At 52.2% G+C, this 16708-nt stretch carries 13 protein-coding genes; 2 read left to right on the top strand and 11 right to left on the bottom strand.

The annotated features are described in order from the left end of the window. Positions 1–17: 17 nt before the first annotated feature. From GON22_RS06570 to GON22_RS06540, 7 genes are all read right to left on the bottom strand, one after another. A complete protein-coding gene (locus GON22_RS06570) occupies positions 18–1868 on the bottom strand; it encodes a non-ribosomal peptide synthetase (protein WP_160395306.1) in 1851 nt (616 codons plus the stop codon). Between the two features lie 360 nt (positions 1869–2228). Next, positions 2229–3767, bottom strand: coding sequence for a DUF4179 domain-containing protein (locus GON22_RS06565; protein ID WP_160395305.1), 1539 nt, complete (start codon positions 3765–3767; stop codon positions 2229–2231). Beyond that, the gene (locus GON22_RS06560) at positions 3724–4326 is read right to left on the bottom strand and encodes an RNA polymerase sigma factor (RefSeq protein ID WP_160395304.1); all 603 of its coding nucleotides are present in this window, start codon (positions 4324–4326) and stop codon (positions 3724–3726) included. The genes GON22_RS06565 and GON22_RS06560 overlap by 44 nt, the downstream gene beginning before the upstream one ends. 186 nt (positions 4327–4512) lie before the next feature. Continuing rightward, a complete protein-coding gene (locus GON22_RS06555) occupies positions 4513–5388 on the bottom strand; it encodes a radical SAM/SPASM domain-containing protein (protein ID WP_160395303.1) in 876 nt (291 codons plus the stop codon). 154 nt (positions 5389–5542) lie between these two features. Then, positions 5543–6826 carry a methyl-accepting chemotaxis protein gene (locus GON22_RS06550; RefSeq protein WP_160395302.1) on the bottom strand — a complete coding sequence of 428 codons (1284 nt, stop codon included), beginning with the start codon at positions 6824–6826 and terminating at the stop codon, positions 5543–5545. 93 nt (positions 6827–6919) lie between these two features. After that, a complete protein-coding gene (locus GON22_RS06545; protein ID WP_160395301.1) occupies positions 6920–10255 on the bottom strand; it encodes a DEAD/DEAH box helicase in 3336 nt (1111 codons plus the stop codon). Then, complete coding sequence (locus GON22_RS06540; protein WP_160395300.1) at positions 10252–10923, bottom strand: AAA family ATPase; 672 nt, start codon at positions 10921–10923, stop codon at positions 10252–10254. Before GON22_RS06540 ends, GON22_RS06545 begins: the two co-directional genes overlap by 4 nt. Positions 10924–11103: 180 nt before the next feature. On the opposite strand from GON22_RS06540, the gene GON22_RS26535 reads away from it, so the two are divergent. Then, on the top strand, positions 11104–11952 hold the full coding sequence (locus tag GON22_RS26535) for an EamA family transporter (protein WP_160395299.1): 849 nt from the start codon (positions 11104–11106) through the stop codon (positions 11950–11952). Positions 11953–11974: 22 nt separating this feature from the next. Here GON22_RS26535 and GON22_RS06530 read toward each other — a convergent pair whose 3' ends face one another. The 3 genes from GON22_RS06530 to GON22_RS06520 are packed head-to-tail and all read right to left on the bottom strand — an operon-like array spanning position 11975 to position 15817. Then, positions 11975–13090 (bottom strand): GerAB/ArcD/ProY family transporter, encoded by a 1116-nt coding sequence (locus tag GON22_RS06530; RefSeq protein ID WP_160395298.1) that lies wholly within the window; start codon positions 13088–13090, stop codon positions 11975–11977. A 1-nt stretch (position 13091) separates the two neighbouring features. Further along, positions 13092–14276: a Ger(x)C family spore germination protein gene (locus GON22_RS06525; RefSeq protein ID WP_160395297.1), complete on the bottom strand. Its 1185-nt coding sequence runs from the start codon at positions 14274–14276 to the stop codon at positions 13092–13094. Between the two features lie 5 nt (positions 14277–14281). Further along, positions 14282–15817, bottom strand: a complete 1536-nt coding sequence (locus tag GON22_RS06520; protein ID WP_160395296.1) for a spore germination protein — start codon at positions 15815–15817, stop codon at positions 14282–14284. Positions 15818–15900: 83 nt separating this feature from the next. On the opposite strand from GON22_RS06520, the gene GON22_RS06515 reads away from it, so the two are divergent. Beyond that, a complete protein-coding gene (locus tag GON22_RS06515; RefSeq protein ID WP_160395295.1) occupies positions 15901–16089 on the top strand; it encodes a hypothetical protein in 189 nt (62 codons plus the stop codon). A 173-nt stretch (positions 16090–16262) separates the two neighbouring features. On the opposite strand, the gene GON22_RS06510 is transcribed toward GON22_RS06515, so the two are convergent. Continuing rightward, positions 16263–16700, bottom strand: a complete 438-nt coding sequence (locus GON22_RS06510) for a hypothetical protein (protein WP_160395294.1) — start codon at positions 16698–16700, stop codon at positions 16263–16265. Positions 16701–16708: the final 8 nt, after the last annotated feature.

Below are 16708 nucleotides of genomic sequence, written 5' to 3'. Positions count from 1 at the left end.
CTTGAAACCCCATTATTTTATTTCAGCGCTTCTGCTTCCTCGTCAGACAGGCCTTCCAATTCAGCGAGAAGCAACGCTAGTTCCTCGTCACCCGCTTGAAGCAGCAGCAGTTCTTCAACGATGGAAGCGAGCACTTTCACGGTATTGCCACGAATCAACATATCTTGGAAGGATACTCTCACTTTGTACGTCTGGTCGATGCGGGTCAGCACTTGAGTCGTTAAAATGGAATTCCCGCCTAGCTCGATAAAATTATCCTCAATGCCGACTCGATCATATTCGAGAATATCAGCCCATATCGCGGCGATTTCGATCTCTATTTCCGTCTTCGGCTCCACATACGGCAATTCCAGGCTTAAGCGGCTCATGCTTGGATTCGGGAGTGCCCTGCGGTCAATTTTGCCATTTGGCGTAAGCGGCCATTGCTCCATCTCCACCCAAGACGAAGGAGTCATATAGTCTGGAAGGCGGCTTTGCACATATGCTTTCAATTCCCTTACAGATGGTGGATTAAGCTGGGCTGGAACATAGTAGGCTGAAATGCGGGCATTGCCGATCTGCTCCTCACGCACAACTACAACTGCCTGCACGATGTTGGGATGGCTCTCCAGCGTCGCTTCAATTTCGCCCAACTCGATGCGGAAACCGCGAACCTTGACCTGAAAATCGTTTCGGCCCAAATATTCGATCCGCCCATCCTCGTTCACCTTAACAAGGTCCCCTGTGCGGTAGAGCCGTTCTTCCCCTTCTGTGCCTGTGCGGACAATGAACCGTTCTGCCGTCAGTTCGGGCCGTTGGAAGTAACCGCGTGCTACACCTGGACCGCCAATATAAAGCTCGCCTTCTTCCCCTTGTGGAACGGGTACGCCTTGTTCATCCATTACATAAACGAATGTCCCGTTGATCGGAGTGCCAATCGTAACCTTCTCCGCATTCGTTACATCGCTCACCAAAGACCAGACCGTTGTCTCTGTAGGCCCATACATATTGAAGAGCTTCACGCCGGATACCGTTTGCAGCTTCTTCAACAACCGCAGCGGAAGCGCTTCGCCGCCAAGCATGATCGTGCGAACGTGGCTTAGGCTTTGCAAATCTGGGTCCTCGGCTAAAAACAGTTGCATGCGCGATGGGGTCATTTGGAGCGTGTTGACTTGATGTTTCTGGATAAGCACTTGAAGCGCGAGCATATCCATCTGCTCCTCGCGGCTTGCTAATACAACGCGATAGCCTTCCGTAAGTGGCAATAATGTCTCCAGCACGAAAATATCGAAGGAGATCGTTGTGATGCACAGTATGCTGCTGTCCTCTTTGAATGAAATCGATTGCTTGGTCCCATTCAAGAAGCTAGCCACGTTGCGGTGCTCGAGCATAACCCCTTTCGGTTTTCCAGTCGACCCTGACGTATAGATAATGTAAGCCAAGTTGTCGCTCTGGGCCGTTCTGCTTGGATTGCTGTTGGAATACGACAGGTAGTCGCCTTCACTCTTAGACAGGAGTACAGGATCCACGCCGTTTTCTGGAAGGTTTTCAACCAAGTGGGCTTGCGTTAAAACCAATGCGATGCCCGAGTCTTCGATCATGTACGCGATACGGTCCCGCGGGTACTCCGGATCCAGCGGCACGTACGCGCCTCCTGCTTTAAGAATGGCGAGCAAACCGACGATCATTTCGACAGACCGCTCTAACATTAGACCTACTGGCACATCCGGCCCTACACCCATTTCTTGCAATTTGTATGCTAAACGGTTAGACCTATTATTTAGTTCCTTGTAGGTTAAAAGTTCATCTTGAAACACAAGTGCGACACGGTCTGGGGTTTGCTCCACACGTTGTTCGAACAAGTCAAATAAACAGGTTTGGTATGTCATTTGAGTAAATAGCCTCCCTTAATGTGAAATCGATTTAATGAAATTAACCAATAATCTGTCTATTATCCTCCTTTATGCATTACTGCCTCCCCTCGACCAATATAAAGACATTTCTTTGCAAATACTGTCGAATTGTGCTGTCGAATTGTGTAACATTTTGTCAAAGTTTATCTAATCATCAGTGAACAATGTTGAATGCAAACGTTTGAACTTCCAAATGACAGCAAACAAGAAAGCATGAAAAAAGGTGCAAATCCTCGGAAAAACGAGGTTTTGCACCTAACATTCTCGATATTTTTTTCCAATCGAACTTTGTTGGAAAAAAATTTTTTCATGCCTGCTTCCAATACAAATTTGGTTTCATATGCGCAAGCCCGGGATTTGCGTTCCCTTCGGAAGGGAAAATGACCAGTCGGTGTTTGCATAAAACCGATCAACCACCGTACGTGTAAGCTTAAGCTGCTTCGGCAAAGCCGTTAAGCCCTTCACAACGAATATGCCTTCATAATTTGCCATAAACGAGTTAGATTTATCAAACGAGATAATCCCCGTGCAATCAATCGGATAAATCGTTCCTTTCTCATCAACAGCTTGCCAGTTCTCTTTACCTATTCCCATATTATGAAACTTTCCTTTCACCTCCAACAATCCAGCTGTTTCTGCTTTTGCGGAATTTGGATTTTGGGCAATGGCTAATGACCTAAATTCTAGCGTGTCACCTAGCCGATTAAACTTAGCCGGTTGTTCCCGTAACTTGGAAGGATCAATGACAACTGTATCAGCTGTTAGCTCGGGTATGGCGTACCCATCTAGCACAAACTTTACATGTTGTGTATCATATGGCAACCCGATGAACGTAAATGCCCAATGAATGCCTCCGCTTATTCGTGTCGATGTTGTCCCTGCGTCCATCCAAGAACCTGTTGCCCGGTCATTAATGGAAGAAATCACATGCCCGTTCCCATCCTCAAAATGGAACATCAACTGCTGCATTTCCTCAAGCTCTGGCCTAGTGCGCCCAGCTGCCTCTTCGCTCAATGAAGTTGACAGTTCAAGCTTAATCCCACTTGGCGCATGCGTTATTTTCTCCATCTGGATGGCCATGCCCGCTGGCGTGACATAACGTTCGTCAAGCGTATTCACCGTCGTTAGGGAGCCCGCTCTGCTCAAATCTACAGGAAACGAAAACTTCCAATTCCCTTGCGCCTGTTCAATGCGATCGATTGTGCTGACGACAAATAGCTTTGTATCCGTTACATTTCCTTTATAAACATATGTCAGTAAATCTCCCCCACTGTTCATATCACCCACCGTTAATTCTCCGGCTTCGCCCCCATGTTCATCCTGTATGGATAGTTGGCTGCCATCAAAGCCTGAACGTACAACTTTGCCATCACGGTCCGTAACCTGCACTGCAATAGTCAGCCGCACTGCGTCCGCCACGACTTCATTGATTGAAACGCGATACCCTTTATCGTCGACACTGATATGCGGATTCTGAACGAGGCCCAGCTCTCTCGCTTGCTGAAGCCCTGGATCTTGCGCGCTGTCCGATGCAAACATCAAACGGACTGTTTCTGCGATTGAAGGGACCGCATACAGCAACGAGCTGCCCAAAATAATTGCCGCAGAAGCTGCTGCGATCCAAACTCTCGTTTGCTTGCGTTGCTTAGCAGGACGGGGAGCTGCCTTAAACTTTTGAATAGACGCCATCACTTGATCCGTAAAATCGGGAGGCAATGGTTCCGCATAGATGGCCGCAGGCCACATCGCCTGTCCGTTGCTTACTTGTTCAATGCGACTGGTGCATGACGGGCAATCGGCGAGATGGCGCTGAAGCTGTTCATTTGGGCCGCTAAGTACGGCTTCCTCGATCTGTGTAAGGCTCAAGCATTTCATTCGGATCTCCCCCTTTCCGTACGAGCAAAGCACGAAGCTTTTGTTTGGCCCGATATAAACCGTTTTTAATTTGATTTTGGTTAAACCCTGTAATGGCTTCGATTTCGTCATAAGTCAAATCATTTGTGTAACGTAACAGCACGACAAGTTTCTGTTGTGGCGAAAGCTTATCAATCGACTGAAGGAGCTCTTGTTTATTCTCTCGATAGATGGCTTCGTTTTCAGGCTCGGCTAACCGGCTTGGCGCTCGATCCGTTTGTTCGCTACAGCTTACAGCTGGGATCTTCTTCTGATGGCCATAGCAAATTCGAACCGCAATCGTATAAAGCCAACTGGCAAAACTGCCATCTAACCGATGTGTCGCCAGTTTGCGATACGCTCGTATGAAGCTCTCCTGGGCTATATCTTTCGCGTCCTCCGGGCTAGCGCCCATCCTGCGCAGTAACCCGTAAAGCTTGTCCTTATACAGATCGACCAGATAGGCGTATGCGTCACGGTTGCCCTGCAAAACTTCGTTTATAACTTGGCGTTCTTGTTCCTTCCGATTCAAAGGTTCCAACACCATCCCCCCTTTCCAACAAGCGTTATATGGGATAGACAGGCCATACGGCACAAACTTCTCATTTTTTATATCAAACCGTGGCATTTTTACAGCAAAAACTCCTTTGCACGTTTAAAAGCACAAAGGAGTTTATTTTAACGGACCGAGAGGCCGCTATTTGCTGCGCCCGATCCGGGCTGCCAACTATGCGCCGAACCGTTGCCGGTACCCACACTTGCGGCACAGCTCCTCCACCGCTTCGCGGCGCGAGAAGCCGTAGTAGAGATTGTTCGCCCGTTCGCCGTCGACGATTTCGGAGAAGGAGGTCTCGTGGACGTTGCCGAGGTTGATGACGCCTTCGCCGTCGAGGCAGCACGGCACGACCGTGCCGTCAACGAGTACAGCGGCTTGGCTGCGAAGCGCATGGCAGAAGCCTTTGCCATCATCCTCCGGTGCGTCGAGGCTTGGCCATTGGAACTCATAGTCTTGGTTGATGTACACGTTTTTTGCGATGCGAATGCCGCTGCCCGGCTCTACCCGTTCCTCGATCCGATAATCGAGATTAAATTCCCGCTCCAGAATCGACAGCGTCTCGCGGTTACGGCTGCGCTCGAGGTTCGTCATGTTGTCCTGCGTTAAGTTCCATAGGCGGAACGAGAAGATGACGTTATGCTCGGACGCTTCGCGGACGAAGGACAAAATCTCGCTCAAGTAGCCGTCGCGGTCCTCAGAGCCGATATGCCCGTCGAAGCTGTGCAGCGAGAAGTTCATTTGGCGAAGCGCGGGCTTGCCGAGCAGCTTCGGTTTATTTTTGGCAATAAGTGTGCCGTTTGATGTAATGTTGACCTTGAAGCCCTTATCGTGGGCAGCGTCTAGCAGCTCATCGATTCTCGGGTGGAGCAGCGGCTCGCCCTTCACATGCAAATAAATATGGTTCGTATGCGGCTTAATCTGGTCAAGCACGTGATTGAACGTGTCTAGCTTGATGAAACCTTTGGCGCGCTCAGTCTGCGGGCAGAAGGTGCAGGCTAGGTTGCATACGCTCGTAATCTCAATATAGACCTTCTTGAAAGTTTTCAACAGCGGTGCCCCATTCCGTCACAATTGTGTTTCTAATCTATTCATTATACCAGTTCTCCCACGCAAAAAAAGCATACGATCCAGCAGCATCCTATAGCAAATGCTTCTAGATCATATGCTTATCGCCTGGCCTAACAGCAGCTGTTGCTTACGGCTAAACGCGGAACGCTTGGACCCGCTGTTGCAAGCGCACGGCCATTTCGTCCAGATCGGCCGAGGAAGCAGCTAATGCTTCGCCAGTCGCCAGCTGCTGCTGCACCATCGACGAAATATCGGCCGCATTCGCTGAATTCGCTCGGGATAACGATGCAATCGTTGCGATTGTTCCGTTCACGCCGTCCGCGTGGCCCGAAATGCGGACTGAAGCACTCGCAACCTCCTCGATTCCCGTTTGCAGGACATCGATAGAATTGCGAATGCTACGGAAGGAGCTGCCAGCAAAATGCACTGTACGAATTCCCTCTTCGATCTCTCCCCTGCCTGTATGCATGACCGCCATCGCCTGCTCGATATTGTGCTGAATCTCATGAATGAAGGAAGCGATCTGGCGTGCGTTATGCTCGGATTGCTCGGACAGCTTCTTCACTTCCCCTGCAACGACGGCGAAACCTTTGCCTTGCTCGCCCGCTCTTGCTGCTTCAATCGAGGCGTTGAGCGACAGCAGGTTCGTCTGCGCAGCAATTTCCGAAATCGTATTAACGATTCCCCCGATATGGCTCGACCGCTCACCCAGCACGCTTATCGCATCAAATAGGCCGTTCATCGTCGCATGGATCGCATCCATCTGCCCCACTGCTGTATCGATTGCATCGTTGCCGGATACCGCCTCCTCCATAGCCGAGTGTGCGGATTTCACTGCTTGCCGGGATGCCGACGCAATTTCCTTGGCACCGGATGCTACAGTGTGGAACGAAGCGCTGCCTTCCTCCGCCTGCATCATTTGCTGCTCGGAGCCTTGCGCGATATGCGTTACTGCGCTTGCAATATGCCCGGCTGCTTGGCTGCTCTGCTCCGCGCCCGTGTGCAGTTGCCCAGTCGCCGCGTTCATGCGTGCGGTCAGATCCTTCACCTGAACGATCACCTGCTGCATCGCATCGGACATGCTGTTAACGGAAATGGCAATCGGTTTGAGCATGCGCAAGGAGTCCCCATCTAGCTTGCCGGTAAAATCACCTTGCGCGATCCGGTCCATTTGCCCCATTATAGGTGCCATTGGTGCGACAAACTTTCGATAGTTCATCCGGCCAAGCGCCGCGCCCATCAGCGCTCCGTAGCCCATCACGCCCAGAATGCTGAGCATCATGCGGGAAGCATTCGCCGTCCCATTGTTGACGACTAATAAGAGCCATGCCATGAGGCCAGCTCCTATGACAGTCGGAATAATTGTTCGAATTAAATAACTGCGAAGCGTTACGATTCCTGTTGTTTGTTGTGCCATCATGAGTCCCCCAGTAATAAATTATGCGAGACTACCCTTCGACAAAAAATAACAAAAAACCTTTTCCGCAATTGGAAAAGGCTGAAAATATTTTCATAGTTGTAGAACGTCTCGAATGTCCGCCTCCGTCAACGTGCCAAGCGGCTCGCCTCCGGGCTGAATAACTTCATCAATTAGCTGTTTTTTGCGCTCCTGAAGCGCGTACATCTTGTCCTCTACTGTGCCTTGCGCAACGAGACGGATCACCTGTACAACATTTTTCTGCCCAATCCGATGCGCACGGTCGGCGGCCTGCTGCTCAACGGCTGGGTTCCACCACATATCGTACATGATGACGGTATCTGCACCGGTCAGATTAAGCCCTGTTCCCCCTGCTTTCAAGGAAATAAGGAAAATCTCCTTCTCGCCCGCATTAAACTTCTGGCATAACGTTGCCCGTTCCGCGGGCGGCGTGCTGCCGTCCAGATAGAAGAGCGGCACACCGCGGACGCCCAACTCTTCACGAATGATGCTGAGCATGCCGGTAAACTGCGAGAATAGCAGCATCCGTTTGCCCGCGCCGCGGCAGTCCTCGATAATGTCGAGCAACTGCTCCAGCTTCGCTGATCCGCCGCGATAGCCTTCGACGAACAACCCGGGATGGCAGCAAATTTGGCGAAGGCGCGTGATGCCCGCTAATATTTTGATCCGCTGGCGGCCAAAATCGTCCTCATCCAAATGCTTAAGCGTCTCCTGGCGCAGCTTAGCAAGGTACGCCGTGTACAGCTTCTTCTGCTCCGGCAGCAGCTCGGACGATTGCAGCGTCTCGATCTTGTCGGGCAGCTCCTTCAGTACATCCTTCTTCAGCCTGCGCAGCAGGAAAGGACGGGCACGGCGGGCGACCGTCTCCCGCGTCAGCTCGTAAAAGGCTTGGCGGCTTGGGAACAGCTCCGGGAATACGGCGCTATAGATCGACCACAGCTCCTCCAGTCGATTCTCCACTGGCGTTCCAGTAAGGGCGAATCGGTGCTGGGCTTGAATTGCTTTGACCGCTTGCGCGGTTTGGGTTGCGTAGTTTTTGAAATATTGCGCTTCGTCCAAAATAAGCGTATGGAACGCATGCTTCATATAAGACTTGATGTCGCGGCGGAGCAGCGGATATGACGTGATCACGACGTCAACGTCCGTAGATGACATTAAGCTCTCTCGCTCAGCCGGGTCGCCTGCGGCAATCGCCGCGCGAATCTCCGGGGCAAACCGCTGCAGCTCATGCTGCCAGTTGTAAATCAGCGAAGCTGGGCAAACGATGAGCGCCCGCAATCCTTGTTCCCTAATTTCCGGCAGGACGGAGACGAGGAATGCAATGCTCTGGACGGTTTTGCCAAGGCCCATATCATCTGCTAGAATGCCGCCGAACTGGTAGTACGCTAGCGTCTTCATCCACTGGTAGCCGAGCGTCTGGTAATCGCGCAGCACGGCGGCCAGAGAATCAGGCACCGGGAAGTTCAAGCTGTCTGGGTGGCGCATATTGTGCAGCAGCTGGCGCAAGGAACGCCCAAGCTTCACCGTCCGGCTCTCTTGGTCAATGTCCATTAATCGCAGGCTGCGGATGCCAGGAACCCGGAACCCCGCTCCCCTGACCTCTGAATAGCGAACGCCAAGATCGTTCATCAGGCGGGCAATTTCGATGAATTCCTCACTCTCTAGCGGCATCAGCGCACCATCGGGCAGCCGGTAAAACCGGCGCTGCTCCTCAACGGCCTGCAGCACACGCTTAATCTCTTTCTCTGGAATGCCGTCCATCTCAAAGCGGAATTCGAGCCAGTCCGTCCGCTCATCCACATCTGCTTTAACCGTTGGCGTTACCGTTCCAACCATTCTCGTCTTCACAGCCGAGGTCGCATATACGTCTAACAGCTCCTCCAGCTTCGGCACGATATGGTAGAGGAAATCGTACTCCGCATCATCTCCGCTAAGCAAATAACCGCCCTCGGTTTGCATGCAATCCGCCTGCTCCATTAGCGCTAGAATCCGTTCCTCACGATCCCCGTCCCTTACTAGAATACGATCAGCCCCGCCTCGCGCCCCGCCGCTTCCCTCCAACGGATGAATCACGATGTCCCCGTAATGAAATTCAAGCGCGGCAAGCAGCCTGTCCCGCACACGGTCGAGATATAGCTTCGCCTTCAGCGGGGCTTGGACGACACGCTCGGAGACATCCTTCGTAATCTGTACGCTGCCAAGCTTCATCAGCCCAGGCACGACGCGCTCGATGAACGTCTCCATTTGGTCCGGAGATACAAGAAAACGCTGCTCCGGCGCCTGCGCAAGCAGTTGTTGCAGTTGTGCCAGTTGGCCCGATTGCGCCGCCGCAACCTTAAGGAGCTTCCCATTAGAGGACATCGCTACGCCGTAAGCATCCATTAGGAGCAACTTATCCAGCCCTTCTATGCGCAGCTGGCAGCTGTCCGGCACATCTCCCATTTCCTCAAAATAAAATTGGAGCGGCAACGGCTCGTCTACTAGCCGGATTTCACCTTCATAGAGGCTCCCATCCTGTTGGGCAAGCTGCATGCTCGGCAATTGCTCCAGCAATGGCGCGATTGCCTTCCACCCCTCCGGCGGGATGAGCAGCATGCGATCGCCGGCAGATTGTGAGGCATAAGCATAGTTTGGCTGCGAGGAGGAGCTGTACAGCTTCTCCCCTTGGCTGATTCGAATCAGCGCTTGCAGCACCTTGTCTTGCTCAACAGGGAAACGATGTTGCTCTGGATCATAAGTAAAATGTTTCGAAAATCGATAAGATTCCCTGCGTTGCACCGCATCGAGAAATTCATGCAGCTTCTGCACAATGTACAATCGTTTCGGCTGCGGCCCCACTTTCAGCTCAATGCCAAACATCAAAGCGTCCGCCCGATAACGAAAGGGGCTTAATGTAAACGCCGCCTCAAGTGGCTCACGCGTATCGAAAGCTGTTCTCGTTCCGCTTGGCCGCTTCGGCTTTCCGCCGAACAAGGAGAGCATTTCGTTCGTCAGCCGAGTGTCCTCCGCCGCGGTGCGCTCCCGCCCATTGCGGTGGCCCGCTACTGATTGAGGCGCTGCCTCCTGCCGTTCGACCTGAATAGGAGCCTGCCTGCCGGGCGCTCCCGCCGTTGCGCCTGCTTCATGCAGCATAATTTCCAGCAGCACAGCTGCAATATGGCTGCAATAGCTGTCATACGAGGATAGCGACGGGCAGCTGCAGCGCGCAGCTACTTCTCCTGCTCCATCGAGCGTTACGGCAACCGTATATGGTTCAGCTGCAGCGACGGTCGCTTCATATAACGGGCGCTTGCCATCTACATGCGTGAAGCTCACCTTGCCTCCACGGCGAAACGCCTCGCCCTTGTTATACGACAGCGTCCCGCACAATCGCTTAATCGCGGTTTGCGTTAGCTCCAGCTTCTTCATGGCGTTCCTGCCCCTGCATCCGGTGCATCGCCTGCATTTGCTAAATCCGCGTGCTTCGCCGCCTCTTTCTCGCCCTTCGTGCCATAAACAAACTGTTCGAGCAACACTAGCGTTTGCTCACTAATCGGCTTCGAATTGTTATAGTAGAGAACTGCATTATCCGGCAAATCCCAATCGATCTCCCGCCGAATAAGCGACTGGCTGAACGCTTCCCAATGGTCCAGCTTATAGCGGTCCATTGCCAGTCCACGCTCATGTATCCGTTCATAGTGATGCTGGTGATCAGGCAAGTATACGAAGATCGCCTTCACCTCGACTGTAAGCCGCGCTTCCCCAAGCTTCGCCAGCTCCTGATCGAGCCACTTCGGGTCTGCTATTTCTTTCGTAAAAGGCCCAATCACGACAGCATCGATGCCATTGCCCACGTTCTCTAGCGCTGCATCCATCGTGATGCGATAGCCAAGATCGCGGCATAGCCGCTTATAAGCATCGGAATCGCGGTCACTCGGATCAAGCCCCGCATTCGCCATTAACGCATCCGCCGCTGGCCGCAGCAGTGTGTCCATGTCGAGCACCGCCATCTTCCGGCGTCTAGCTAACGCCTTGGCCAGCGTTGTTTTGCCAGCGCCCGCTCCCCCTACAAAAAAGACTAACCGCGTTGTCGCCATCCGTTTCCCTCTCCTTGCATGCATCCGTTAACGCTTGTGCGCTTTCTGCTTTTGTTATTGATCTTATCACGCAGGGAGATCGGATTACAAAAGGAAGGCAGATTCGCCGAACGGCGTCCACTTCTGTCAATTATGGTAGAATAGTAGACACACTTTTATTGGAAAAGGTTAGGTGGTCCTGTGTATAGTGCGGCAATGCTCCTTGTAATCAGCTCTGGATTCCTTCATTCCATCTGGAACCTGTATACCAAACGAAGCATGAACAAAACGGTGTTCCTATGGTTTACCCAGCTAACCGCGCTGCTTATCTTCCTGCCATGGACGATTATGGTGTGGCCCAGCCATGCCATTACATCTACAGGCTGGTGGCTCATCGCGGCGTCGCTGCTCCTGCACGCGCTCTATATTCAACTGCTCGCAGCCGTCTATTCCATAGGCGACTTGTCGCAGGTGTATCCGATCATGCGGGGAATCAGCCCCCTGCTCGTGCCATTGCTAGGCGTTACCTTGCTTGATGAATCACTATCCATCATCGGCTGGCTTGGCATTATGATCATCGTAGGCGGCATCGTATCCGTGAGCAACATCTCGCTGAGAAGCCTCAGGGTCACCTCATTGAAGGCGCCTCTACTGGCATTAGCCGTCGGCATCTGCATCGCAGCTTATATTGTCATCGATAAACTCGTGCTAAGCGAGGTTCCGGCTGTCGTCCTGAATGAATCGACGAATGCAGCCAATTTGCTCGTCCTGTCCTGGGCTGCTTTTCGTTCGCGGGAGATGGGGCGGGAGCTTCGCTCAAACTGGCCAATCATTCTGTTAGGCGGGCTGCTTGCCCCGGCCGGTTACCTCCTATTTCTGTTCGCCCTAAAACTTGCTCCTGTCGCGCAACTGGCGCCGATTCGGGAAATCGGAACGGTATTCGGCACGATAATGGGCATTTTCATCTTGCGGGAACAGCAAGGCGCCCGACGCTTGTTTGCCTCTACGGCGATTACAGCCGGTATTATCATCTTAGGAATATGGGGTTAAGTGCGCATATGCCCAAGAAGCATCACACCCCCTGCTTGCTCATCGCCGAATCAAGCTTCTTGCGGAGCAAGCCTTGCAAAATCAACAACAGTAGAGGCAGCCCCGCTGCAATCGGCAACGCAATCATAGGCCAATACTGCTCCAAATAATCCATCGCGCGAAAATGGTCCCTGACGATCCAGTCGCTAAACACGCCAAGGATGGCTGATACCGGAATAATCATCCATTTGCTGCTTTTCAGGCCGAACAGACGGGCTGCTGCCGTCGATGAACCGTATACGCACATCATGACTTGCACGAGTGCAGAAACGGAATAAAACGCGATCATCACCATCTCATACCGCTGCAAAAACGTTCCGATATGCGCATTTCGCGCCAGCTTCATGCAAGAGACGGTATAGTTGCCGGTCACTTCTGCGGACAAAACGGCCCCTTCAAGAATCGACCAGCTAATGACGAGCATCCCCGTTGTCACAATCGCTGTCACGCTAAGCTTGCCACCGTGCTTCTTCACGTCCTTCACGAACGGCAAGAGCAGGCTCGCCGTCATCGTCGCGATTGCCCAATCCGCATCGAATGCTACGCTGGATTCAAAGGTTTTGACAAACCCTGATTCTAATACAGGCAGCAGGTTTTTAATATCGAACTCATGAATGGAGCCCGCTAAGATGAGGCCGTTCAGCAAATAAATAAACATCACGCCGAACAATGCCGTTCGCGCCATCACTTCCAGCCCGTAATAGCACCCAATAGAACCGACAAACAGCGCCAAGATGATAAATAAAGACACAGGGGCATTTGGCAAGAAATACTCCTGCAAATGGTAGACGAATGTAATCATAATCGGCGCGAACGCCCCGAGGAAAAATACAAAGACGAGCACTGCCACGATTTTGCCAAACCATCGCCCTAATAGTAGTTCACCCGTAGCGATAAAATCGCGGTGGGACGTTCGACGTATGACCAAATAAGTGAGGTAAATCATGACAGCGCCTTGCAACGTCGCGAGAAGTGTGGCAATCCACATGTCCTGCCCGACATTTCGCGCAATAACGCCTTGCGTCACACCGATTGCTTTGGCGAACACGACATTAATGATCAGGGCTACATACATGCCATTTGAAATTTGAATCTTCATTTCATTTGACCCCTCTTCCCGCCGCTTTCAGCACGGTGCTCGTAATATCTGCCTTAACCGTGACATTCACCTTCGCATCAGCGTAAACTTGCTCCCACTTGGCGGACAGCTTATGCCACTCCCTCGGGTACTCATTCCGGAACACGTCCCCAAGCTTCAGGAAGTCAGAGCGATACGTATGCTGGGATTTATCAACGACGTCTTCCAGCCCCTTCTTCAAATGCTTCTCCAGCTGCTTCGTTAGATCCGAACGAATTTCACTAATCGGGATGTCGCAGCCGCTCTCCACGATGTCTGCGTCAGTCTTCACCTGCACATCAAAAGCCAGCTCCCCGTTGCGATAGATCGCTTTCACTTTCGTCTTCGCATGCCGAAATTCTGCCGTTACGTTCGCGTCACGGTTCGGGCATGACAGCACTTGAATGCCTGATTCGAGATTTTGAATAAAGAATAACAAGCCTCTCGCATCCTTCGGAGTGAGCCACCCGACCATTCGGTCTCTCTGGAACACAGCAGCCCCTGCCAAATCCACTTGCTTAATGGAGCCATGCTCGCCAGGCTTCTTGTTCGAAATGCCCCTAGGCTTCAACGAAACCTTCGCCAGTACCGATTGGATCGAGCGGCTGAGAAACGTTTCCTCCAAGCTCATCATATTGCTGCCCGGCGCTAGGCCAATAATTTCATTATCCCGGAACAGCCGATCGACGGCCTCGCCGGGGACGACCTCCAGCCCCGTAATTGTCGAAATCACCTCTGCCGGGCTATCCGGCGTTACCGCAACCCATGTGTTCATCCGCAATTCATGGTTACGGGTGAAGAAGTCCACCATGTCTGTAATGCCCTTCTTCGCATAATCCTCGTGCATGACAATTACAAAATTGTGCGCCCAATAAACACGCCTGGAAGTAAACTGCCCTAGATTGCGAATCGCTTCAAATATCGACTTCCCTTCTGCACTAACAGAATAGATCGGTTCGCCGGTTCCCCCGGACGGAGCGCCTGTCTGCCCCCGCGCATCAGCAGGGCGAATGATCTGAACGGACACTCGAATCGTATCCGGCTTCTCGCCTAAGTCCAGCCCGACAGCCGTTACAATGGCTAGCTCATTAATTTGGCGCAGCCCATAACAAGACGTCAAGGTAAGTAAGCACAGCAGGGCAAGCGATACGCCTATTGCTCGTTTCATTAACTTCATTCCTTTGACGGGTCCGGTTTTTGTTGATCGCCCATCCGCTGGATATCCTGGGCAAAGCTTGGCCGATCACTCATCATCCACATCGGCAATCGCAGCAGCATATCGCGTTGGTCACTCTGAAGGAACGGGCTTGCCGGCGCCAGATAAGGTTCCCCGAACGAACGGATGGACAGCGCATGCAGCATAAGAACAAAAAATACGGTAGCAAAGCCCGGCAGCCCAAGCGTCCCTGAAGCGATTAGAATCGGGAACCGAACAATGCGAATCGCCAGCGACGAGGAGTAGCTTGGAATCGCGAAGGAAGAAAGCCCCGTAATCGCCACGACGATGACCATGAAGGGCGAGATTAATCCAGCCTGTACCGCTGCTTGCCCGATAATGAGCGAGCCTACGATGCTGACCGCTTGTCCGATCGGCTTCGGCATCCGCAGCCCCGCTTCGCGCATAAGCTCGAACGCTAATTCCATGATGAGCGCCTCCAGCAATACGGGGAACGGCACGACTTCCCGCCCCGAAGCTATCGTCAGCGCGAGCGATGTCGGAATCATTTCCTGATGGAACGAAATCAGCATGACATACACGGAGGGCAGAATCAGGCTGATGAAAAAGGCGATATAGCGAACAAACCGGAAAAACGTGCCGACCCAATACCGGTTGTAATAATCGTCGGGCGCTTGTATGAACTGCCAGAAGTACGTCGGTACAATCAACACGACAGGCGTATTATCGATAAATATCGCGACCCTGCCTTCGAGCAGCGCCGACGCGACTTTATCCGGCCGCTCGGTGCTCTGCACCGTGTTGAACGGGGACAGGGGCGAATCTTCGATCAATTCCTCAATATAGCCGCTCTCCAAAATCGCATCGATGCTAATGCGGCCAAGCCGCTCCTTCACTTCCTCGACTAGCCCTACCTTCACCAAATCCGCGATGTACGCAATGTTTATGTCCGTCTGCGACCGTGTACCGACTACCATGGCATCGAACCGAAGCTGCGGGTCCTTGATTCGCCTGCGCACATGCGCCGTATTCGTTCGAATGCTTTCGCCGAAGCCATCTCGCGGGCCGCGAACGTTATTTTCAGAGGAAGGCTCCTCCACGCTCCGGTCCTTCCAGCCTCTGGAGCTCACAATCAGCCCCTGCTCGATTCCTTCGATGACAATTACGGTATCACCGGATACGATAGCCACTATCGCATCCTTTACACTGCTGCATGTCTTCACCGCCGCGTTAACGAGCAGCTGCGTACGAACCGCGTCTGCCGTCGGCATGGATTTGGGGTCCGTGCTCAAATCAAAGCCGTATAACAGCAGCGATTTTAAACTCTCATCTATAATTGTTGTATCTGCCATTCCGTCGGTGTAATAACAAATGCCGGGATGGTCTGCCTGTCCGCAGAACATAAAGTCGCGCTTCAGAATATCCACGCTTCCGCCCAAAAGCTTGTCGATGACGGATGCATTGTCCGTTAATTTCGCAGTAAGCCGGCTTTGCAGCATTGCCTGCTGTTCCGCCGCTGTTACAGTTGCCATCCGCCATTCCTCCGTTGTCGTGGATAAGATAAATATTCCATGTTTACAATAAGCAGCAATTGCATGCATAAGGAGCGTTCAACGTGGACCTGTACCATTCTTGGATCTATATGAAAGTCGTCAATACCAGTTGGTTTATGTGGTCCTTCGTCGGAGTTGTTCTGGGCTTAAATATGCTGACGCCGCTGATCATCTGGTATATCATCAATCGGAAGCGGGTGATCAAGCTCGTGCAGCAGGCGAGAGCACGGAAGAAGCCGGCGGCGCGGTAATATAAGGGCTAGAGCTGCACATATGGCCATTGCATTATGATCGCATTTCCATAAGCGGAAACATTAAACAACAGGAAAGCATGCTGTAGTTTTTCCTAGATGAAATGCTTTATACGAGTCGAAAATAAAAAGATGGCTCCTGCATGTGCAGGAACCATCTTTTTATTTGGATGTTATTGCGGCGTTACCGATTGCTCTTGCTCTCTGCGGGCATTCAGGCGGCCTGGAATTTGCCAAGCCGTCACGATTGCCAGCACAACGAACACGATATCCATGCCTTGGAAAAATTCGCTGAAGTTTTCACGGAACAGCGTAATAAGCTCACTGTTGAACATTCCGCTCATGCCATCGTTAATGACGTAGCTGAACAAGAAGTATTTGCCCAACACAATGCCAATTAGGCTCGCGATTACCGCGATGGCGCGATGCGCTTGAGTTGCAAGTCCTCCTGACAGATACGACACCGCATAACCCGCCATGCCTCCGATTACCCAAGCAATCAAACCAAGCTCGTAGTCAGTCCATACGGCAATGGCTGCCCAAAGCCCGCCTCCGATAATTGCTGCTGCTAACGCGCCTATCACTGGCAGTACGAATCCATTCTTGCCCATTGAAAAAA

Source organism: Paenibacillus sp. MMS18-CY102 (assembly GCF_009789195.1).
Lineage (GTDB): Bacteria > Bacillota > Bacilli > Paenibacillales > Paenibacillaceae > Paenibacillus_T.
This window is presented reverse-complemented; position numbering and strand designations above follow the sequence as displayed.